18 protein-coding genes are annotated in these 19,634 nt (G+C 59.6%); 11 read left to right on the top strand and 7 right to left on the bottom strand.

The genetic code is table 11. The features are described from left to right. The first annotated feature begins 85 nt into the window (after positions 1 to 85). The 4 genes from tauA (at position 86) to tauD (ending at position 3,688) form a co-directional block, all read left to right on the top strand. Positions 86 to 1,063 (top strand): taurine ABC transporter substrate-binding protein, encoded by a 978-nt coding sequence (gene tauA / locus JFT91_RS07265; protein WP_201229871.1) that lies wholly within the window; start codon positions 86 to 88, stop codon positions 1,061 to 1,063. 16 nt (positions 1,064 to 1,079) lie between these two features. Further along, a complete protein-coding gene (gene tauB, locus JFT91_RS07260; protein WP_201229869.1) occupies positions 1,080 to 1,874 on the top strand; it encodes a taurine ABC transporter ATP-binding subunit in 795 nt (264 codons plus the stop codon). Continuing rightward, positions 1,871 to 2,710, top strand: coding sequence for a taurine ABC transporter permease TauC (tauC, locus tag JFT91_RS07255; protein ID WP_201231954.1), 840 nt, complete (start codon positions 1,871 to 1,873; stop codon positions 2,708 to 2,710). The genes tauB and tauC overlap by 4 nt, the downstream gene beginning before the upstream one ends. A 135-nt stretch (positions 2,711 to 2,845) precedes the next feature. Next, a complete protein-coding gene (gene tauD, locus JFT91_RS07250) occupies positions 2,846 to 3,688 on the top strand; it encodes a taurine dioxygenase (RefSeq protein ID WP_201231953.1) in 843 nt (280 codons plus the stop codon). Between the two features lie 135 nt (positions 3,689 to 3,823). Here tauD and mgrA read toward each other — a convergent pair whose 3' ends face one another. From mgrA to JFT91_RS07235, 3 genes are all read right to left on the bottom strand, one after another. Next, complete coding sequence (mgrA, locus tag JFT91_RS07245) at positions 3,824 to 4,861, bottom strand: L-glyceraldehyde 3-phosphate reductase (RefSeq protein ID WP_201231952.1); 1,038 nt, start codon at positions 4,859 to 4,861, stop codon at positions 3,824 to 3,826. A 90-nt stretch (positions 4,862 to 4,951) separates the two neighbouring features. Further along, the gene (locus JFT91_RS07240; protein WP_201231951.1) at positions 4,952 to 6,271 is read right to left on the bottom strand and encodes an LLM class flavin-dependent oxidoreductase; all 1,320 of its coding nucleotides are present in this window, start codon (positions 6,269 to 6,271) and stop codon (positions 4,952 to 4,954) included. Between the two features lie 2 nt (positions 6,272 to 6,273). Next, complete coding sequence (locus JFT91_RS07235) at positions 6,274 to 8,499, bottom strand: TonB-dependent receptor (RefSeq protein ID WP_201199696.1); 2,226 nt, start codon at positions 8,497 to 8,499, stop codon at positions 6,274 to 6,276. Positions 8,500 to 8,705: 206 nt separating this feature from the next. Between JFT91_RS07235 and JFT91_RS07230 the strand changes: the two genes are divergently transcribed. Then, on the top strand, positions 8,706 to 9,743 hold the full coding sequence (locus JFT91_RS07230; protein WP_201199694.1) for a LacI family DNA-binding transcriptional regulator: 1,038 nt from the start codon (positions 8,706 to 8,708) through the stop codon (positions 9,741 to 9,743). 5 nt (positions 9,744 to 9,748) lie between these two features. On the opposite strand, the gene JFT91_RS07225 is transcribed toward JFT91_RS07230, so the two are convergent. Both JFT91_RS07225 and JFT91_RS07220 read right to left on the bottom strand, forming a co-directional pair. Then, entirely contained in the window at positions 9,749 to 10,213 is a 465-nt protein-coding gene (locus tag JFT91_RS07225; RefSeq protein ID WP_518524856.1) for a type II toxin-antitoxin system HicB family antitoxin, read from the bottom strand. Beyond that, positions 10,210 to 10,392 carry a type II toxin-antitoxin system HicA family toxin gene (locus JFT91_RS07220; RefSeq protein ID WP_201231950.1) on the bottom strand — a complete coding sequence of 61 codons (183 nt, stop codon included), beginning with the start codon at positions 10,390 to 10,392 and terminating at the stop codon, positions 10,210 to 10,212. Before JFT91_RS07220 ends, JFT91_RS07225 begins: the two co-directional genes overlap by 4 nt. A 397-nt stretch (positions 10,393 to 10,789) precedes the next feature. Between JFT91_RS07220 and JFT91_RS07215 the strand changes: the two genes are divergently transcribed. Further along, the gene (locus JFT91_RS07215; RefSeq protein WP_034151866.1) at positions 10,790 to 11,050 is read left to right on the top strand and encodes a hypothetical protein; all 261 of its coding nucleotides are present in this window, start codon (positions 10,790 to 10,792) and stop codon (positions 11,048 to 11,050) included. A 24-nt stretch (positions 11,051 to 11,074) separates the two neighbouring features. Here JFT91_RS07215 and betT read toward each other — a convergent pair whose 3' ends face one another. Further along, entirely contained in the window at positions 11,075 to 13,036 is a 1,962-nt protein-coding gene (gene betT, locus JFT91_RS07210; RefSeq protein ID WP_201230640.1) for a choline transporter BetT, read from the bottom strand. Positions 13,037 to 13,441: 405 nt separating this feature from the next. After that, complete coding sequence (gene epsC / locus JFT91_RS07205) at positions 13,442 to 14,368, bottom strand: serine O-acetyltransferase EpsC (RefSeq protein ID WP_201229851.1); 927 nt, start codon at positions 14,366 to 14,368, stop codon at positions 13,442 to 13,444. Between the two features lie 190 nt (positions 14,369 to 14,558). Between epsC and JFT91_RS07200 the strand changes: the two genes are divergently transcribed. The 5 genes from JFT91_RS07200 (at position 14,559) to JFT91_RS07180 (ending at position 19,364) form a co-directional block, all read left to right on the top strand. After that, positions 14,559 to 15,557 (top strand): D-cysteine desulfhydrase, encoded by a 999-nt coding sequence (locus JFT91_RS07200; RefSeq protein WP_201231949.1) that lies wholly within the window; start codon positions 14,559 to 14,561, stop codon positions 15,555 to 15,557. 347 nt (positions 15,558 to 15,904) lie between these two features. Continuing rightward, positions 15,905 to 16,705 (top strand): cystine ABC transporter substrate-binding protein, encoded by an 801-nt coding sequence (tcyJ, locus tag JFT91_RS07195; protein ID WP_201229849.1) that lies wholly within the window; start codon positions 15,905 to 15,907, stop codon positions 16,703 to 16,705. Beyond that, positions 16,705 to 17,370: a cystine ABC transporter permease gene (gene tcyL, locus JFT91_RS07190; RefSeq protein ID WP_201231947.1), complete on the top strand. Its 666-nt coding sequence runs from the start codon at positions 16,705 to 16,707 to the stop codon at positions 17,368 to 17,370. The genes tcyJ and tcyL overlap by 1 nt, the downstream gene beginning before the upstream one ends. Positions 17,371 to 17,374: 4 nt before the next feature. Beyond that, positions 17,375 to 18,124 carry an L-cystine ABC transporter ATP-binding protein TcyN gene (gene tcyN / locus JFT91_RS07185; protein WP_201229848.1) on the top strand — a complete coding sequence of 250 codons (750 nt, stop codon included), beginning with the start codon at positions 17,375 to 17,377 and terminating at the stop codon, positions 18,122 to 18,124. 475 nt (positions 18,125 to 18,599) lie between these two features. After that, positions 18,600 to 19,364, top strand: a complete 765-nt coding sequence (locus tag JFT91_RS07180; protein WP_201231945.1) for a hypothetical protein — start codon at positions 18,600 to 18,602, stop codon at positions 19,362 to 19,364. Positions 19,365 to 19,634 lie beyond the last annotated feature (270 nt).

Genomic DNA, 19,634 nt, shown 5'->3' with positions numbered 1-19,634 from the left:
TCGAAAAAGTTATTTATTTACTGATTCTTAGATCATTTAGTCTCCTTTCACGCCGACGCTCGGTCGCCTGATATGGAGCTTTTCAATGAAACTGAATTTTCCGCTTCGCCTGCTCGCCGTAGCCTCCCTGGCTGCCGCGAGTTTTCTGGCTCAGGCCGCCGACCTCACCGTCGCCTATCAAACCACCGTTGACCCAGCGAAAGTCGCCCAGGCCGACGGCGCTTACGAAAAAGCCACCAAAGCCGATATCGCCTGGCGCAAGTTCGACAACGGCGCCGACATCATCGCCGCCATCGCCTCCGGCGACGTGCAGATCGGCTATCTCGGTTCGAGCCCGCTGACCGCTGCGATCACCCGCAAAGTCCCGGTCGAAACTTTCCTCATCGCCACCCAGATCGGCGCCGCCGAAGCACTCGTCGCCCGCGACGGCTCTGGCATCAAGACGCCGCAAGATCTGATCGGCAAGAAAATCGCCGTGCCGTTCGTGTCCACCGGTCACTACAGCCTGCTCGCGGCGCTGAAGCACTGGAACATCGATCCGTCGAAAGTCACCGTGCTCAACCTCGCGCCGCCAGCGATCATCGCCGCGTGGAAACGCGGTGATATCGACGCCACTTACGTTTGGGATCCGGCACTCGGCGTGGCCAAGGAAAACGGCAAAGTGCTGATCACCTCCGGTGAGCTGGCCAAGTTTGGCGCGCCGACCTTCGATGCGTGGATCGTGCGCAAAGACTTCGCCGAGAAGCACCCGGAAATCGTCACCGCGTTCGCCAAGGTCACCCTCGATGCCTACGCCGATTACCGCAAAGACCCGAAAGCCTGGCTCGCCGATCAATCCAACGTCGACAAACTGGTGAAACTCTCCGGCGCCAAGGCCAGCGACATTCCACTGCTGCTGCAAGGCAACGTCTACCCACTGGCGGCGGATCAGGTCAGCGACCTCGGCGCACCGACCACCAAAGCCATCACCGACACCGCCGCGTTCCTCAAGGAGCAAGGCAAAGTCGAAGCCGTTCTGCCGGACTACGCACCGTACGTCAGCGCCAAATACATCACCAATTGATCGGGAGTTAACCGCGATGGCTTTGCTACAGCTGGAGCGCATCAGCGCACAGTACCCGGGCAGCCCGGAACCGGTGCTGGCGGATATTTCTCTGACTCTGGGGCCTCAGCAATTGCTGGTCGCCCTCGGCCCGTCCGGCAGTGGCAAGACTTCGCTGTTGAACCTGATTGCCGGTTTCGTCGAACCGAGCGCCGGGCGCATCACCCTCGACGGCGTGCCGGTCAAAGGCCCAAGCGCCGAGCGTGGCGTAGTGTTCCAGGACGATGCCCTGCTGCCCTGGCAGGACGTGCTGGCCAACGTTGCGTTCGGTCTGGAACTGGCCGGCGTCGCCAAGGGCAAACGCGAAAAGATCGCCCGCGACATGCTCGCGCTGGTTGACCTTTCCGGCTTCGAAAGCCGCCGTATCTGGCAACTCTCCGGTGGCCAGAAACAACGCGTCGGCCTCGCCCGCGCCCTCGCCGCCGACCCGCGCGTATTGCTGATGGACGAGCCCTTCGGCGCACTCGATGCGTTCACCCGCGAACAGATGCAGGAGCTGTTGCTGCAAGTCTGGCAACGCACCGCCAAGCCGGTTTTCCTGATTACCCACGACATTGAAGAAGCGGTGTTCCTCGCCACTGACCTGATTCTGCTCGCGCCGAATCCGGGACAAATCGTTGAGCGCCTGCATCTGGATTTCGGTCAGCGCTACGCCGCTGGCGAATCCGCACGGGCGATCAAATCCGACCCGCGCTTTATCGAAACCCGCGAACACGTGCTGAGCAAAGTGTTCTCGCAACGCAGTGCCGTTCAGCGGCAGGAGCGCGCATGAGCAGCTACGACGTTTCCTCGGCGGCAGTAAAACCCGTCACCACTTCGGTGGCCATTCCCGTTCGCCGCAGCCTCAGCACGCGCTGGATCAGCCTGCTGACGCTATTCGCTTTGCTGGCAATCTGGTGGGCTGTCACGGCCAGCGGTTTGATCGAACCGTTGTTCCTGCCGCCACCATCGGCGGTGCTGCAAAAAGGCTGGTTGCTGGCAACCACGGGCTACATGGATTCGACGTTGTGGCAGCACTTGGGCGCGAGCCTGAGCCGCATCGGCCTGGGTCTTGGCTTCGCGATTCTGACCGCCGTGCCGGTGGGTATTGCCATCGGCGCCAACCGCATCGCCCGCGGCATCCTTGATCCGCTGATCGAGTTCTACCGGCCGATTCCGCCACTGGCCTATCTGCCGTTGATCGTGATCTGGTGCGGCATCGGCGAGTTGTCGAAAGTGCTGCTGATCTACCTGGCGATTTTCGCCCCGATCGCCATCGCTACCGCTACCGGTGTGCGCACGGTTGATCCGGCGAAATTGCGCGCGGCGCAGTCGTTGGGCGCGACCCGCATACAGCTCATTCGTCATGTGATTTTGCCGAGCGCCCTGCCGGACATCTTGACTGGCGTGCGCATTGGCCTGGGTGTTGGCTGGTCGACGCTGGTCGCCGCCGAACTGATCGCTGCCACCAGCGGCTTGGGCTTCATGGTGCAATCGGCCGCGCAGTTCCTGGTCACCGACGTGGTGGTGCTGGGGATTCTGGTCATCGCCTTGATCGCCTTCGCCATGGAAATGGGCCTGCGCGCCCTGCAACGCAAACTGGTGCCATGGCACGGCCAGGCGCACTAAAGCATTTTTTAATCCCCTCTGTAGGAACTGCCGCAGGCTGCGATCTTTTGATCCGCTTTTTAAAAGAACACATCAAAAGATCGCAGCCTGCGGCAGCTCCTACACGGTGGTTATCTGGAATTCGAAGAGAAGACCATGAGCAGCCTCAACATCATCCCGTTAAGCTCAGCCCTTGGCGCCCAGATCAGCGGCGTCGACATCAGCCAACCATTGAGCCTGGAACACCGCGACGCCATCGAACAGGCGCTGCTCAAGTATCAGGTGCTGTTCTTCCGTAATCAGCCAATCGAGCCGTCACAACAAGCACGTTTCGCCGCGTATTTCGGCGACCTGCACATCCATCCGATCTACCCGAACGTGCCGGAGCAGCCAGAAGTGCTGATCCTCGACACCGCCGTCACCGACGTCCGTGACAACGCGATCTGGCACACCGACGTAACCTTCCTGCCGACGCCTGCGATGGGCGCGGTGCTCAGCGCCAAGTTGCTGCCGGAGTTTGGTGGCGACACCTTGTGGGCCAGCGGGATTGCGGCGTATGAAGCATTGTCGGCGCCGATGAAAAGCTTGCTCGAAGGGCTGACGGCGACTCACGATTTCACTCGCTCGTTTCCGCTGGAGCGTTACGGCAATACGCCTGAAGCGCTGGCGCAGTGGGAAGAAGCACGGCGCAAGAACCCACCGCTGTCGCACCCGGTGATTCGTACACATCCGGTCAGTGGACGGCGCTCGTTGTTCGTCAACGAAGGCTTCACGTCGAAGATCAATGAGCTGTCGGAAACCGAGAGCGAGGCGATTCTGAAGTTTTTGTTTGCTCACGCGACGCGGCCGGAATTCACCATTCGCTGGCGCTGGCAGAAAGACGACATTGCGTTCTGGGATAACCGCGTGACGCAGCATTACGCGGTGGATGATTACCGCCCGGCGCGGCGGGTGATGCAGCGGGCGACGGTGTTGGGGGATGTGCCTTTCTTCCGCTAAGTGCCCAGGTTTTCATTGTATCCACCGGCCCTTTCGCGAGCAGGCTCGCTCCCACAGGAATGCGCATTTCAATGTGGGAGCGAGCCTGCTCGCGAATGCTGAGGGACAGGCGCCTACTAATTAGGCGCCAGTTACTTATTCCGCCGTCGAAGGCTTCTCCCAAAGATTGATCCCGCCCTCTTGGGCAAACCGGTCAATCTCCACCAATTCCTCAGCACTGAAGCTGAGGTTCTTCAACGCCCCGACGTTCTCGATAATCTGCTCCGGCCGACTCGCACCGATCAGTGCCGAGGTCACCCGTGGATCACGCAGCGTCCACGCCAGCGCCAGTTGCGCCAGGCTCTGGCCACGGCGTTTGGCGATCTCGTTCAAAGCACGCACGTGAGCGATGTTCGCCTCGGACAAGTGCGAAGCCTGCAACGATCCGCCGCCCGGACGATTGACCCGCGCATCTTCCGGTACGCCGTTGAGGTATTTGTCGGTGAGCAAGCCTTGCGCCAGCGGGGTGAACGCGATGACGCCCGTGCCGAGCTCTTCGGTGGTATCGAGCAGATCCTTTTCCACCCAACGATTGAGCAGGTTGTACGCCGGTTGATGGATCAACAGCGGCACTTTCCACTCTTTCAGCAGCGCAGCGATTTCGCGGGTTTTCACCCCGGAATACGACGAGATACCGATGTACAACGCCTTGCCTTGTTGCACGGCAGTGGCGAGGGCGCTGGCGGTTTCTTCCAGCGGGGTATCCGGGTCGAAGCGGTGCGAATAGAAGATATCCACGTAGTCGAGACCGAGGCGTTGCAGGCTCTGGTCGAGGCTGGCCAGCACGTATTTACGCGAACCGCCGCCCTGGCCGTATGGGCCTGGCCACATGTCCCAACCGGCCTTGCTGGAGATGATCAGTTCGTCGCGGTATTGCTTGAAATCTTCACGCAGCAGGCGACCGAAGTTGATCTCGGCGCTGCCGTACGGCGGGCCGTAGTTGTTGGCCAGGTCGAAGTGGTTGATGCCCAGGTCAAACGCGGTGCGCAGCAAGGCGCGCTGGGTATCGATCGGCGTGCTGTCGCCGAAGTTGTGCCACAGGCCCAGCGACAGCGCTGGCAGTACCAGACCGCTGCGGCCAACGCGGCGGTAAGGGATGGAGTCGTAGCGGTTTTCGGCAGCGGTGTAAGTCATCGAATCCTCTCTTGTCTGTCTTTTGGTCATCTGAAGTCGAACACTTTTGTGGTGAGGGGATTTATCCCCTCACCACAACAGCTCTATCAATCACGCAAATCTGTTGCCGGGTCGGGCGAGGCCAAGGTTCTGGCGCAACGTCCGGCCCTCATACTCGGTTCTGAACAACCCGCGCCGCTGCAGTTCCGGGACTACGCCATTGGCGAAATCCTCGAGCCCGCCCGGCAGGTGCGGCACCAGCACATTGAAACCATCTGCTGCGCCCTGTTCGAACCATTCCTGCAAGCGATCAGCGATCTGCTCGGGCGTACCGACCAGGCTGTAATGCCCTCGCCCGCCGGCAATCCTGCGGCCCAGTTCGGCCAGCGTCAGGTTCTCGCGGCCAGCCAGTTCGGTGAGCAATTTCTGCCGACTCTGCTGGCCGCTTTCGGTCAGCGGCAACTCCGGCAACGGCCCGTCCAACGGGTACTTCGACAAGTCGAAGTTGCCCAGCATACGCCCAAGCAAGGCGACGCCAACCTCCGGTTCGACCAATTGCTGAAACGTTTCACATTTTTCCTGCGCTTCGGCTTCCGTCTGCCCGACCACGACAAATACCCCGGGCATGATTTTCAGCGACTCGGCGCTGCGGCCGTACTTGGGCAGGCGTCCTTTGAGGTCGGCGTAGAACGCCTGAGCGTTGGCCAATGAGGTCTGCGCGGTGAACACCACTTCAGCCGTCTGCGCTGCCAGCTCACGCCCGGTCTCGGAAGAGCCGGCCTGGACGATCACCGGTTGCCCTTGCGGTGAGCGCGCAACGTTCAGCGGGCCTTTGACCCGAAAGTGCTCGCCGACGTGATCCAGCACATGCAGTTTCGAAGGGTCGTAATACGCGCCACTGGCCTTGTCGCGAACAAACGCATCGTCCTCCCAACTGTCCCAAAGCCCGGTCACCACCTGATGAAACTCGCGGGCGCGGCTGTAGCGCTCAGCGTGGCCGATATGTTCATCACGACCGAAATTCAGCGCCTCGGCAGCGTTGTCCGAGGTCACCAGATTCCATCCCGCACGCCCACCCGACAGGTGATCGAGCGAAGCGAATTTACGCGCTACGTGGTACGGCTCGTTGTAACTGGTGGTCGCCGTGGCAATCAGGCCGATGTGTTCGGTCACGGCACTGAGCGCCGAAAGCAACGTCAGCGGTTCGAAGTGATCGGAGCGCGCCATGCGGCTGGCGATGTCCTGGGTCGGCGCGGCGACGCTGTCAGCGACGAACAACGTATCGAATTTCGCCGCCTCGGCAATCTGCGCCAGCCGCTTGTAATGGGCGAAATCCAGACCGGCATTGGCAGGCACGTCAGGATGACGCCACGCCGCCACATGGTGCCCGGTGGCCATAAGAAACGCGCCGAGTTTCAACTGTCTGCTCATCTTCAGAAATCCTTGCGCAGTTGCACGCCGAAGTAGCGCTCGTCATCCCGTGGCACTGCGCGATAGATGTAATTGCCACCGCTGGCGAGTACCGGTGAGTAAGACTTGTCGGTGAGGTTCTTGGCGAGCAGCGCCACGCGCCAACCGTTGCTGTAATCGGCCAAAGCCACGCTGGCATTCCAGATGCCGTAGGCGCCTTGCTTGGTGTCGACGTTCTGACTGATGTCGTACTGCACTTCGCTCTGCCAGCTGTAGTCGGTGCCAAGTTCGATATCCAGACCGTTGTCCAACGGGATGGTGTAGTCGGCACGCACGTAGCTTTTCCAGTCCGGGCTGAAGGGCAGTGGCTTGCCGTTGACGTTGCACGACGCCGCCGCCCCCGCCGGGCAGGCGAATTCGTCGATGCGGGCGCGGGTGTAGGCCAGTGCGCCGGAGAACTTCAGTTGCTGGGTGGCCTGCAAGGCGTAATCGAGCTCGACGCCTTCGGTGCTGACGCTGCCGGCGTTGATCAGACGCGTCACCACCTGGCCGGCGACGGTGTCGAAGAAATTAGCCTGATAGTTGTCGTAGTCGCTGTGGAAAACCGCGAGGTTGGTGGTCAGGCGACTGTTCCAGGTCGTCGCTTTGATGCCTGCCTCCCAAGTGTTCGAGGTTTCTGGTTTCAGCGCTTCGGTATCGCGCGGCTGCATGTTGAAGAACACGTTGTAGGCGGGGCCTTTGTAGCCGCGCGAATAGGTCAGGTAGGTGGTGACCGCGTCACTCAGGTCGTACTGCAACCCGAGACGGCCGGACCAGCCGTCTTCGTCCACCGAACCGGAACTGCTGGTCGCTGGCTGAATGCCGCTGACCGTGGTCGCTGAAGTGGAGACTCGGCGGTGATCGTATTCCAGATCGTCATGGGTGTAGCGCAACCCGGCGATGCCGCGAAAGTCCGAAGTGAAGTTCAGCGTGCTCTCACCGAACACCGCATAACTGTCGCTGGTGGTGCTGTAGTCGGCAACGCCGCGGTCGGTGCGCGTGGTGGTGGTCAGTGTGCGCTGATAGGTCTCTTCGTCCTTGCCGTGCATATAGAAGAGGCCACCGACGTATTCGAGGAACTCGCCTTTCGGCGAGGCCAGGCGCAACTCTTGCGAATACTGATCGAACGCCAGATCGCCCTTGTCCGCCGTGCCGGGGAACGCCGCCGTCACCGTGCCGAGACGGTCGCCGTCCTGATATTGGGTGTTGTCCCAGCCACGCCACGCGGTGATCGACGTCAGCGTGTAATCGCCCAATTGCCAGTCGAGCTGGCCGGACAAACCTTTGTTGATGTCCTCGACGTGAGAGCGGGTGTCGGTGTTGATGTCGCGGTTGTGGCTGGTCGCGCCTACCGGGCTCAGCGCGTTGGCAAACGCTGGCGTCAGTGACTTGCTGACAACGCCGTTGGGGCCGTCATCGTGGGACTGCATGTAGTCAGCGATCAGGGTGAACGTCACGTCGTCGTTCGGGGTGAATTCGAGCTTGCCGCGCACACCGCGATGGTTGTAACCGTTGACCTCCTGACCGTTGTGTTTGTTGTCGACATTACCGTCGTAGGTGCCGAACAGGGTGCTGATCGAGCCCTTCAGCGTGTCCGGAATCAGGCTGCCGCCAATGCCGAAACGGGTACGGCTTTCGTTGCCGCTGTAGTACGACTGATCGATGTAGCCGTGGGTCTCGGCGGTCGGTGCCTTGCTGGTGATATTGAGCACACCGGCCGATGCGTTCTTGCCGAACAGCGTGCCTTGCGGGCCACGCAGCACTTCGACGCGCTCAAGGTCCAGCAGGTCCAGCGTGGCCTGACCGGGACGGGCGTAAACCACACCGTCGATCACTGTGGCCACCGTCGGCTCGACGCCGGGCGAGGTCGAAATGGTGCCGACGCCACGCACGAACAACGAAGTGTCCTTGTTCGATGCACCTGTGCGGAAATTCAACGATGGCACCTGCTGGACGATGCTCGCCACGCCATTGCGGTTATCGCGCTCAAGCTGCTCGCCGTCGATCACCGAGACCGCCACCGGCACTTTTTGCAGCGACTCTTCGCGGCGAGTAGCGGTGACCGTCACGGACTTGAGTGTCGGCTCCTGATCAGCGCTATCAGCGGCAGAAACGTCGGCCAGCGGCAGCGCCGCCAATCCGGTGAATAGCCAGCCCGCAGCGCGAATCGATTGCGCCAGTTTGTGTGTCGCCCCAGGAATATTGTGCATGTGATGCCTGCTCGAATTTGGCCCTGAACCGCTGCCGTTCTACGACGACAGCGCCTGAATCGGTGTCTTGGGCATTCGCTCGAGCGAGTAGCAGACAACGCGCTTTGTTAGCGCTAACATCGCCAGTATCGGCAAGCCGCACATAGACCGTCCAATACTGAAAAATTACTTTTATATACGATTTGGTTTTTAAAAAGGATCAAGCCTTGAGCGAAGAAAAACCCCGCAAACGCCGTGGTGCCGGACGCGTGACCCTGAATGCCGTCGCGCGCCAGGCCGGGGTTTCGGCGATTACCGTGTCGCGCTATTTCAATCAGCCCGAGCAGGTTTCGCCTGAGCGTCGCGAGCGGATTGCCGCGGTGGTCGCCGAGTTGGGTTACGTGCCGAATCTGGTGGCTGGCGGTTTGGCTTCGGCACGGGGAAAAATCGTCGGCATGGTCATCCCGAACATCTCCGGGCCAATCTTCGCCAACACGATTCAAGGCTTCAGCGACACCCTCAGCCGCCATGGCTATCAGCTATTGCTGGCGTCGAGTTACTTCAGCACCGAACAGGAAGAAAACGCAGTGCGCGCGTTTCTCGGTTGGTCTCCGGCCGCGCTGGTATTGACCAGCCACTTTCACAGTGCAGGCACGGAAAAGATGATCGCCGAGGCGGACGTTCCGGTCATTGAAACCTGGGATTACCAGCCGGATCGCGAGCCGATGCAGATTGGTTTTTCGCATTTTGAAGTGGGTGTCAGCGCCGCTCGATATCTGCACGACAAGGGCTATCGGCGTATCGCTTTCGTGCAGAACAGCGCACCCGGAGATTTCAGTGCACTGGAGCGTCGCGACGGTTATGCCGCGACTGTCCGAGCATTTGGAATGCAATCCTGGGTGTTCGCCCCGGATGCTGACCGCGCCCCTTTCGAAGCAGGTAAACAAGCCATGGAGGCGTTGATGAACGCCTCACCACGCCCAGACGCAATCATCTTCGCCAACGACAACCTCGCCGCCGGCGGCCTGCTCGCTGGACAACGCGCAGGCATCAAAATCCCCGAAGACTGCGCCGTCCTCGGCTTCGGCGATTACCCGTTCGCCGAGATGCTGTTGCCGAGCCTGAGCACGATCAAGCCACCGGCACTGGAGATCGGCGTGCTGGCCGCGACACGGGTGCTGGAAAGCCTTGGCGTGCTGCCGACCGAGGAGGTGCAACGACTTAATCAGCTGCAGTGCCAAGTCATCGAGCGCGAGAGCACCTGACGTCGCTATACCGACAATTCGCGCAAGGCGGCCGCCGCGAGAAAACCGGAGCGGGATCGATAGCGCTGGTCACGTCGGACTGTCTGATCGATACGCTCAAGCAACTGTTCAGGCAACGTGGCGTTAAAACGCACTGACTTGCCGAAATAAGGGGTGATATCAAAATCGACCACACCCCAGATTCCTCCGGCGTAATCCGGGTTATCAAGATGCGCATCAATGTCCCGTACTTGAGGCAACGGCGCGCCGTCGGCGACCAACCCCTCATAGTGAAGCGCCAACGCTTCCTGAGTGTTTTCAAAAGCATCTGCGACGGTAGCACCTGCGGAGAAGCAGCCCGGGACATCCGGGATAATCACTCCGTAGTCTGAGTCGGCATCCTTGTGCAGAACGACCGGGAATTTCATATGAGTGAGTCCTTCCTCTGACAGGCCCATAAAACGGCCTTCGTTTCCAATAACGGGCCTCATTTCAAGCCCGCCTGTTTCAAAATACTGTTGATCGTGCCCTTGGGCAGATCGGAGTCAGGATGTTTGATCGTCACTCGTCCCTGCTTGAACGGATGCTTGTATTGGTGGTGGCTGCCTTTCACCGCCACCAGAAACCAGCCATCGTCCTCGATCATCCTGATCATTTCCCGACTGCGCATGTCCTTCGCCTTGTTCGACCGCTAGAGCCATTTACTCTAGAAGTCGCAAGCGCCTTTGATACACACAATACACACTAAGATAAATACTAGCTCACTGAACCAGCACTCGGTTATGGGTTAGATCAACGGCAGGCGGGGGCCAGCAAGCGAAACACGTTTCTGGCCAAACATTCTGTAGAAGTCTCAAAATGTGTCCAATAGAGAAGCCCGACGTGCTGTGGCGGGGCTGGATTGGCTATGCTCTAAAGGACACCGAGTTGGCCCTATCGCGAGCAGGCTCGCTCCCACAGGGATTTCCTGTGTACATAAAATTTATGTCCAGCCGAGATCCACTGTAGGAGCGAGCCTGCTCGCGAAAGCGATCCTTCAGGCAATCCTTCACCAGGCAGAACCCACCATGCACACCGCCATCATCATCTTCTTCGGCCTGGTTCTGCTCGCCCTGATGCTCTACATCGGCGAGCGCATCGGCTTCAGCCGCCAGACCATGGCCTACGGCTTCGCCGCCCTGTGGCTGGCGTTGACGGTGATTAATGGCGCTGTAGGCGTGGTGCACGCGGGCCAGCCGCTGGGTTCGGAAATAGCGATTGGCAGTGCGGTGTTCGGTGTGCCGATGGCAGCGATGGTGTTGTTCATGGTGCTGAGCGCCGAGTCCTGAAAAGGCCCGGCGCCCAGCTTGCGATCAACGCACCAGATGCAGGAACTGCATGTGCCGTTCGTACTGGTCGAGGATGTCGTTGATGATCTGCTCTTTGGTGTAGCCGACCAGATCGTAGTCCTGACTGCCCTCGCTCAGGTGCACTTCGGCGCGGTAATAGCGGCGGTTGTTGAGTTGCTTGGAACCCATACCGCCCCGCGCGAACGACGGCGTGAAGTAGCCGCGCATCTGCACTTGGTAGATGAACGGATGCTGCTCGCCGTGGCCGATTTCGAGGCTGACGTTGTCGTGCGTCGGATCCGGCTGGGTGACCACGTTCAGGCCCTTCTCGACAAATACCGCCGTCACTTCTTCAATCGCCGGACGCACCGTGGTGTCCATGAATCGGTACACCTCGTCACGCGACGGGAAGTGCACGGCCTGGCTCAACCGTTGTCGCCAGCCGCCCGTGCCGCGCCGCGAACCGGAGACCGGCGCCAGCGAATGCAACTGCGCGATCTGCTTCTGCGACTCCAGATAGAACGCCTTGTGCAGCCCCCACATCATCAGCAACAGAATCAGCGAGAACGGCAACGAGGTCAGCACCACCGCCGACTTCAACGCGTCGATGCTCCCGGAGAACAACAGCGCACTGGTGATCAGCGCGGTCATCGCACCCCAGAATACCCGCAGCCATTTCGGCCCGTCTTCGTCCGGGTTGCCACCCTTGGCCGACAAGGTCGAGAGCACCACGGTGCCAGAGTCGGCAGAAGTGACGAAGAACACGAAGCTGATAAATACCGTCACGGCAATGACGGTTTTGCTCCACGGGTAGGTTTCCAGCAACAGGTAAATGCTCATCGACGGGTTGTCGATGGCCGACATGCCCAGGGCGCTCATGCCGTGGTTGAGCACTTGATCCAATGCGCTGTTGCCGAAGATCGACATCCACGCGAGGGTGAAACCGAGCGGGATCAACAGCACGCCGAAAACGAATTCACGGATGGTGCGGCCACGGGAAATTCGTGCGATGAACAGCCCCACAAACGGCGACCAGGCGATCCACCAGGCCCAGTAGAACACTGTCCAGCCGCCGAGCCAGTCGCTCGGTTTGTCGTAGGCGTAGAGGTCGAAGCTCTTCATCGGCAAGGCACCGAGGTAATCGCCGATGTTCTGGATCAGGGTATTGAGCAGGTGCTGGGTAGGCCCGGCGAACAACACGAACAGCAACAGCGCGCAGGCCAGCAGCATGTTGATGTCGGACATCACCCGCACGCCCTTATCGACACCGGAGACGGCGACGATGATCGCCGCGCCCATCATCAGCGTGATCAGGCCAACCTGAATCCACTGGGTGTGCGCGATGCCGAACAGGTAGTCGAGACCGGAGTTGAGGTGCAACACGCCAAAGCCCATGTCGGCACCGAGACCGAACACCGTGGCGATGATGCCGAAGCCGTCCACCGCATAACCGATGGGACCGTTGATGCGTTTGCCAATCAGCGGATACAGCGCCGAACGCAGCGCCAGCGGCAGGTTGTGGCGGTAAGCGAAATAGGCCAGCGCCATGCCGACGAAGGCGAACACGCCCCAGCCATGCAGGCCCCAATGCAGAAACAGAATCTGCATCGCCTGACGCGCCGCGTCCGCTGTGCCCGCTTCGCCTTGCGGCGGCTGGAGCATGTGGGTCAGCGGTTCGGACACGCAGAAGAAGAACAGCGTGATGCTGATCCCGGCGGCGAACAGCATGCCGGCCCAGGACAGGTAACTGAATTCGGGCTCGTCGTGGTCGGCACCGAGTTTTATCTTGCCGTAGCCGGATAAGGCGGTGACCACCACGAAGACCAGATACAGCGTCATCGCGAGCATGTAGTACCAGCCGACCGTATTGGCCGCCCAGTTTTGCGCTTCCAGCAGCCAGGCGCCGGCCTGTTCAGGCATGGCGATGACAACGAGACCAAACAGCAGAATGACCGTCGCGGCGAAATAGAACACCGGCGGATTCATGCGCACCAGACCGCTGGCGGGGGTAGACGATGCACTCATGAAACGTGCACCTCAAGGGGTTGAAACGTGGCTGAAATGATCGGACTCAGCAAAGGCAAGCCTCCTGTTGTGAGCGGGCAGCGAACCACCGGTTTAACTTGAATGAACGTTCAAGTTAAACATGGATAGGGCGCCAAGGACTAATCGCAGGGCTGGGCGGTAGTTATCCAACGCTAGCTCAAGGAGGGGTATGACGTGGGTTTGGGAGCATTCGTTCACTGCAGAATTGGCTGATTGCCATTATCTCGATGCGGCCTTCCATTCGCGAGCAGGCTCGCTCCCACTGGGAACGTGTGTCGAGCACAAACCATTGTGGGAGCGAGCCTGCTCGCGAAGAGGTCAGATGCCGCAACGCAATGTCAGAGATTACTTCTGCGTCCCGTCATCATGTTGCAGATTGGCCTGAGTCAGGTTGCACCCCGCCGGCACACTGCGCGTCAGCCACACGTTGCCGCCGATGGTCGAACCCTTGCCAATGGTAATCCGCCCAAGAATCGTCGCCCCGGCATAAATCACCACGTCATCCTCGACAATCGGATGGCGTGGATGGCCCTTCTGCAACTGGCCGTCCTCATCCGCCGGAAAGCGCTTGGCACCCAACGTCACCGCCTGATAAATCCGCACCCGCTCGCCAATGATCGCGGTCTCGCCAATCACCACGCCCGTGCCGTGATCGATGAAGAAACTGCGGCCGATCTGCGCGCCCGGATGGATATCGATGCCGGTCGCCGAATGCGCAATTTCAGCGCTGATCCGTGCCAGCAACGGCAGCCCGGCGCGATACAAATGGTGCGCCAGACGATGGTGAATCACCGCCAGAATTCCCGGATAGCACAACAACACTTCATCGACACTGCGCGCCGCCGGGTCGCCGTGATAAGCGGCCAGCACATCGGTGTCGAGCAGTGTGCGCAGGCCCGGCAACGCCAGGGCAAAATCCTGAACGATCTGAATCGCACGGGACTCGACTTCGCTGTCGGCCTGCGCGCTGTGGCGGGCGACGTAACGCAGTTCCAGTCGCGTTTGCGCGAGCAATGCGTTCAACGCCACATCAAGGGTATGGCCGACGTAGAAGTCTTCACTTTCTTCGCGCAGATCCACCGGGCCCAGGCGCATCGGGAACAACGCGCCGCACAGCGCTTCAAGAATCTCCGCCATCGCCGCCCGCGACGGCAACTCGCGACCACCCTGCTCGCCGGACGCCCGGCCGTTCTGTGCCCGCCACTGATCCCGCGCGCTGCGCAGCTGGCTGACGATGGTCTGCAATTGCCAATGGCTGGAACGTTCGCTCACGGTAAAGACTCCTCACGGGCGGCCGGACTGTCTGGCCGCGTCAACGGCGACCACTTTACGGCATGCCTGCGAGGGCGAATTAAGAACCGATAGTGCTGGGTTCAGTCCATTTGGCTATAAGCGATTCACGGTTGCCCCTGCAAAAGCGCGTGCCTATAGTCCTTTCATCTTCCTCCGCCAGTACGGACTCATGATCAAACAACAGCTGGACCGCTTTAACCGCCTCGACCTGCTCGGCCACCCTACCCCTCTGGAAAAACTCGAGCGCCTGTCCACCTGGCTCGGTCGCGACGTGTACATCAAGCGCGATGACCTGACGCCACTGGCCATGGGCGGCAACAAGCTGCGCAAACTCGAATACCTCGCCGCCGACGCCCTGGCGCAAGGCGCCGATACGCTGATCACTGCCGGTGCACTGCAATCGAACCACGTACGCCAGACCGCCGCGCTCGCCGCCAAACTCGGCCTCGGCTGCGTGGCGCTGCTGGAAAATCCGCTGGGCACTGACGACAGTGATTACACCGGCAACGGCAACCGCCTGCTGCTGGATCTGTTCGACACCAAGGTCGAGCTGGTCGACAACCTCGATAACGCCGATGAGCAACTGGCGGCCCTCGCCGTGCGCCTGCGCAGCAACGGCAAGAAACCGTACCTGGTGCCGATCGGTGGTTCCAATGCACTCGGGGCGCTGGGATACGTGCGCGCTGGCCTGGAACTGGCCGAGCAGATCAAGGACACCGGACTCGATTTCGCCGCCGTGGTGCTGGCCTCGGGCAGTGCCGGGACGCACAGCGGTCTGGCATTGGCGTTGAGCGAAGTGCTGCCGCAATTGCCGGTGATTGGCGTGACGGTTTCGCGCAGTGAAGAAGATCAGCGGCCGAAGGTGCAGGGCCTGGCCGAACGCACGGCGGAACTGCTGGGTGTGCAGCTGCCGGCCAGTTTCAAAGTCGAACTATGGGATGAATACTTTGGCCCGCGTTATGGCGAACCGAATGCCGGAACACTGGCGGCAGTGAAGCTATTGGCGAGTCAGGAAGCGCTGTTGCTCGATCCGGTCTACACCGGCAAGGCGATGGCGGGTTTGCTCGACGGCATCGGCCGTCAGCGCTTCAATGAAGGCCCGATCATCTTCCTGCACACCGGCGGCGCGCCAGCGTTGTTTGCCTACAAGGATTCACTCACCAGCTGATCCTCCTGACTGCAGAGATCCCGTGGCGAGGGGATTTATCCCCGTTGGGTCGCGAAGCGGCCCCTCTTTATTCCAGCGATTGCACAGTTGAATGATCTTGCGACTGCTGCGCAGCCGAACGGGGATAAATCCCCTCGCCACAATGGAACATCGACATATTCCAAAAAACACTAAAAGATCATAAATTTAGTATTTTCAAGTCTAAAGCAGACATCTTATAGTCTCGCCGCAGGCGAATTTCGCGCAAGACGCATAAGCTGCTTTAGGGCACGATAACGCAGTCGCACGAATCACCCATTCGTCCACTTTCCTTCAGCGTCTTCCATAAGAAAACACAGGGGCTCGTCATGAATTTTTCCGCACTACGTCGCAATCTGCTGGTCGGTTCGCTGGGCCTGGCGCTGAGCGCTGGTCTGATTGGCCAGGCAGTGGCCGGTGAGCAGCTGCAACAGATCAAGGACAAAGGCGTTATCAACGTCGGCCTGGAAGGCACTTACCCACCGTTCAGCTTCGTCGATGCCGACGGCAAACTGTCCGGCTTCGAAGTCGAGCTCTCCGAAGCGTTGGCGCAAAAACTCGGTGTCAAAGCCAAGATTCAGCCGACCAAGTGGGACGGCATTCTCGCTGCGCTGGAATCCAAGCGTCTGGACGTTGTAGTCAACCAAGTGACCATCTCCGACGAGCGCAAGAAGAAGTATGACTTCTCCGAACCGTACACGGTCTCCGGGATTCAGGCGTTGGTGCTGAAGAGCAAAGAAGCCGCGCTGAACATCAAGACCGCCAATGACCTGTCCGGCAAGAAAGTCGGTGTCGGCCTGGGCACCAACTACGAACAATGGGTTCGCGCCAACGTGCCGGGCGCTGACGTGCGCACCTACGATGATGATCCGACCAAATTCGCCGACCTCAACAACGGCCGCACCGACGCCATCCTGATCGACCGTCTGGCCGCGCTTGAGTACGCCAAGAAAGCGCCGAAAACCGTCGCTGCCGGTGAAGCCTTCTCGCGTCAGGAATCCGGTATCGCCGTGCGCAAAGGCGAGCCTGAACTGCTGGCAGCCCTGAACAAGGCGCTCGACGAACTGCGTGCCGACGGTACTCTTGAGAAGCTGTCCACGAAGTACTTCAACGCAGACGTCACTAAATAATGGAAGAAGCTTTCCAACTCGCACTGGACTCCGCGCCCTTCCTGCTCAAGGGCGCGTATTTCACGGTGGTCCTCAGCCTCGGCGGGATGTTCTTCGGCTTGCTGCTGGGCTTCGGCCTGGCGTTGATGCGCCTGTCGCGCTTCAAATCAGTGAGCTGGCTGGCGCGTGTCTACGTGTCGTTCTTTCGCGGGACACCGTTACTGGTGCAGCTGTTCGTGATCTATTACGGCTTCCCGCAACTGGGAATCGAGCTTGATCCACTGCCAGCTGCGCTGATCGGCTTCTCGCTGAACATGGCCGCTTACGCCTGTGAAATCCTCCGCGCCGCGATCGGTTCGATCGAACGTGGTCAGTGGGAAGCCGCTGCGAGCATCGGCATGACCCGCGCGCAGACCCTGCGCCGGGCCATCCTGCCGCAGGCGATGCGCACGGCCTTGCCGCCGCTGGGCAACAGCTTTATTTCACTGGTCAAGGACACGGCACTGGCCGCCACCATTCAGGTGCCGGAACTGTTCCGCCAGGCACAGCTGATTACCGCCCGGACTTTCGAAGTCTTCACCATGTATCTTGCCGCCGCGCTGATCTACTGGATTCTGGCCACGGTGCTTTCGCACTTCCAGAACAAGTTGGAAGAGCGGGTCAATCGGCACGACCAGGAGTCCTGACGCGATGATTGTCGTGGAAAAACTGACCAAGCAATTCAAGAATCAAGTCGTGCTCAACGGCATCGATCTTGAGGTCAAGGAAGGCGAAGTGGTCGCGATCATCGGCCCCAGCGGTTCGGGGAAAACGACGTTCCTGCGTTGCCTGAATTTCCTTGAGCAACCCACCAGCGGCCGGATCAAGGTCGGCGATATCGAAATTGATACCAGCCGCCCGCTGAACCAGCAGCAGAGTCTGGTGCGCAATTTGCGCCAGCATGTGGGCTTTGTGTTCCAGAACTTCAACCTGTTCCCCCATCGCACGGCGTTGGAAAACGTCATCGAAGGCCCGATCGTGGTCAAGAAGATGCCGCGTGAAAAAGCCACTGCCCTGGGTATGAAGCTGTTGGCCAAGGTCGGACTTGCCGGTAAAGAAGACGCCTATCCGCGTAGGCTCTCCGGTGGTCAGCAACAGCGTGTGGCGATTGCCCGGGCGCTGGCGATGGAGCCGGAAGTGATTCTGTTCGACGAACCGACTTCGGCCCTCGACCCGGAACTGGTTGGCGAAGTGCTGGCGACCATCCGTGGCCTCGCCGAAGAAAAACGCACCATGGTCATCGTCACCCACGAAATGGGTTTCGCCCGTGATGTGGCCAACCGTGTGGTGTTTTTCGACAAGGGTGTGATCGTCGAGCAAGGTGAGGCCAAGGCGCTGTTTGCCAACCCGAAAGAAGAGCGTACACAACAGTTTCTCAGCAAGTTTCTGAATCACGCCTGAGAACTTTCAAATATACCGCCTGCCAACTTCCACGGATGGAAGTTATCTTTACCCTGCCTTCACCCCTTCTTATAAACACCTACAAATAAACATCAATCGCGCTGTACCCATATATGTTCTGCAACAGATAACACGTGTCTGACAGACATCGCATGACGAGTGACTGGTTGCGAATAACCTCGTGGAAAAACCAGCAAAAACCCTCGAGATTCGTAGCCTCATTCGCTATACAGCCTAGGCATACGGCCTCAGCATTGTAGGAACTTTCTGATTAACCGGTAATTCACGGATTAACTAACACCGTCTATTGACACCCCTCTCCTCACACTCTTATCTAGTCGCCAGCAGGCGTTACCCAATCCAAATCAACGCGCATTAAACATGAACACAAGTTCCCAACTTTATTGCCTGTTAATTCACGCCATTTGTTTTTTCAGAAACGGACTTCGTTGCAACGCTTCAAGGAGAGAAACCGATGACTCGCACTTCGCATACCCTCGAACTCGCAGCGCCGACTTTGGCGCCAGCGCAAAAAACCGGCATCAACCTGGCAGCGGCAGCGCATCTGCTGGTCGACGTGCAGCCCTATTTCGGCATGGACTCGGGGGATCTGATCGAGTTGTTCTGGAACAACTGCTACGTCGCCTCCCATGTCCTGACGGCCGAAGATGTGGACAACGCGGTCAGCCTGCGGGTGCCGGAAAGCTTCGTCATCAGCGGTTCGGCACGTATTCACTACCGGGTGATGCAGGTCGGTCATGGCCCGGCGCTGTCGGCGGCGACGCGCGTGCAGGTCAAACTCGACTGCCCCGGCGGGCAACCTTCAGCGCTGTGCGAGGATGAAAATCAGCAACTGGCGCCGGTGACGATTCCCGACACCATTCGCCGCCAGGGCGTGAATCCGAACCAGATCAAACGCGGCGTGCCGCTGACCATCGAACCCTATCCGAACATGGCCGTAGACGACGCCATCACCCTGCGCTGGGGTGACGTGCGCATGGACCTGGCGCCGATCACGGCAGCCGATGTCGGGTTGGCGATTCAGGTCTGGGTGCCCCCCGCGGTGATTGTCGAAGCGGGCGAAGATCTGCGTCTGGACGTGACCTATTGCGTGATTGACCGAGTCGGCAATAACTCACGCTGGGCGCCGCCCAGAACGCTGAGGATTGGTTGTGTGAATCCTTACTTGAAGGTGCCGCTGAAGCCGATGTTCAAGGCAGCTGAATCGTACAAGGAGTAAATACCCTTTCTGTAGCAAATGAGCTTCTGTGGTGAGGGGATTTATCCCCGATGGACTGCGCAGCAGTCCTATTTTCCGGGACGCTACGCGCCCCATCGGGGATAAATCCCCTCACCACAATACTGACTCACCACAGTATCTCTATCGCCCCTGGAATTCTTAACCATCCAGACCATCACCCCTTCTATACATATTCCTAAAAGTTAGTTTATTTAATATTTATACACGTTTAGGGTATATGAACCGGACCACCGGACATTCTTTCTTTCG

This window comes from Pseudomonas sp. TH08 (assembly GCF_016651275.1).
Taxonomy (GTDB): domain Bacteria; phylum Pseudomonadota; class Gammaproteobacteria; order Pseudomonadales; family Pseudomonadaceae; genus Aquipseudomonas.
This window is presented reverse-complemented; position numbering and strand designations above follow the sequence as displayed.

Bases quoted from the DNA above. Each gene is read 5' to 3' on its own strand.
- JFT91_RS07225 (WP_518524856.1), bottom strand. From the start codon at position 10,213: ATGAGGCCCGTTATTGGAAACGAAGGCCGTTTTATGGGCCTGTCAGAG.
- JFT91_RS07215 (WP_034151866.1), top strand. From the start codon at position 10,790: ATGCACACCGCCATCATCATCTTCTTCGGCCTGGTTCTGCTCGCCCTG.
- tauD (WP_201231953.1), top strand. From the start codon at position 2,846: ATGAGCAGCCTCAACATCATCCCGTTAAGCTCAGCCCTTGGCGCCCAG.
- mgrA (WP_201231952.1), bottom strand. From the start codon at position 4,861: ATGACTTACACCGCTGCCGAAAACCGCTACGACTCCATCCCTTACCGC.
- tcyL (WP_201231947.1), top strand. From the start codon at position 16,705: ATGGAAGAAGCTTTCCAACTCGCACTGGACTCCGCGCCCTTCCTGCTC.
- tcyJ (WP_201229849.1), top strand. From the start codon at position 15,905: ATGAATTTTTCCGCACTACGTCGCAATCTGCTGGTCGGTTCGCTGGGC.
- tcyN (WP_201229848.1), top strand. From the start codon at position 17,375: ATGATTGTCGTGGAAAAACTGACCAAGCAATTCAAGAATCAAGTCGTG.
- betT (WP_201230640.1), bottom strand. From the start codon at position 13,036: ATGAATCCGCCGGTGTTCTATTTCGCCGCGACGGTCATTCTGCTGTTT.
- JFT91_RS07240 (WP_201231951.1), bottom strand. From the start codon at position 6,271: ATGAGCAGACAGTTGAAACTCGGCGCGTTTCTTATGGCCACCGGGCAC.
- tauC (WP_201231954.1), top strand. From the start codon at position 1,871: ATGAGCAGCTACGACGTTTCCTCGGCGGCAGTAAAACCCGTCACCACT.
- tauB (WP_201229869.1), top strand. From the start codon at position 1,080: ATGGCTTTGCTACAGCTGGAGCGCATCAGCGCACAGTACCCGGGCAGC.
- JFT91_RS07180 (WP_201231945.1), top strand. From the start codon at position 18,600: ATGACTCGCACTTCGCATACCCTCGAACTCGCAGCGCCGACTTTGGCG.
- JFT91_RS07220 (WP_201231950.1), bottom strand. From the start codon at position 10,392: ATGCGCAGTCGGGAAATGATCAGGATGATCGAGGACGATGGCTGGTTT.
- tauA (WP_201229871.1), top strand. From the start codon at position 86: ATGAAACTGAATTTTCCGCTTCGCCTGCTCGCCGTAGCCTCCCTGGCT.
- JFT91_RS07200 (WP_201231949.1), top strand. From the start codon at position 14,559: ATGATCAAACAACAGCTGGACCGCTTTAACCGCCTCGACCTGCTCGGC.
- JFT91_RS07235 (WP_201199696.1), bottom strand. From the start codon at position 8,499: ATGCACAATATTCCTGGGGCGACACACAAACTGGCGCAATCGATTCGC.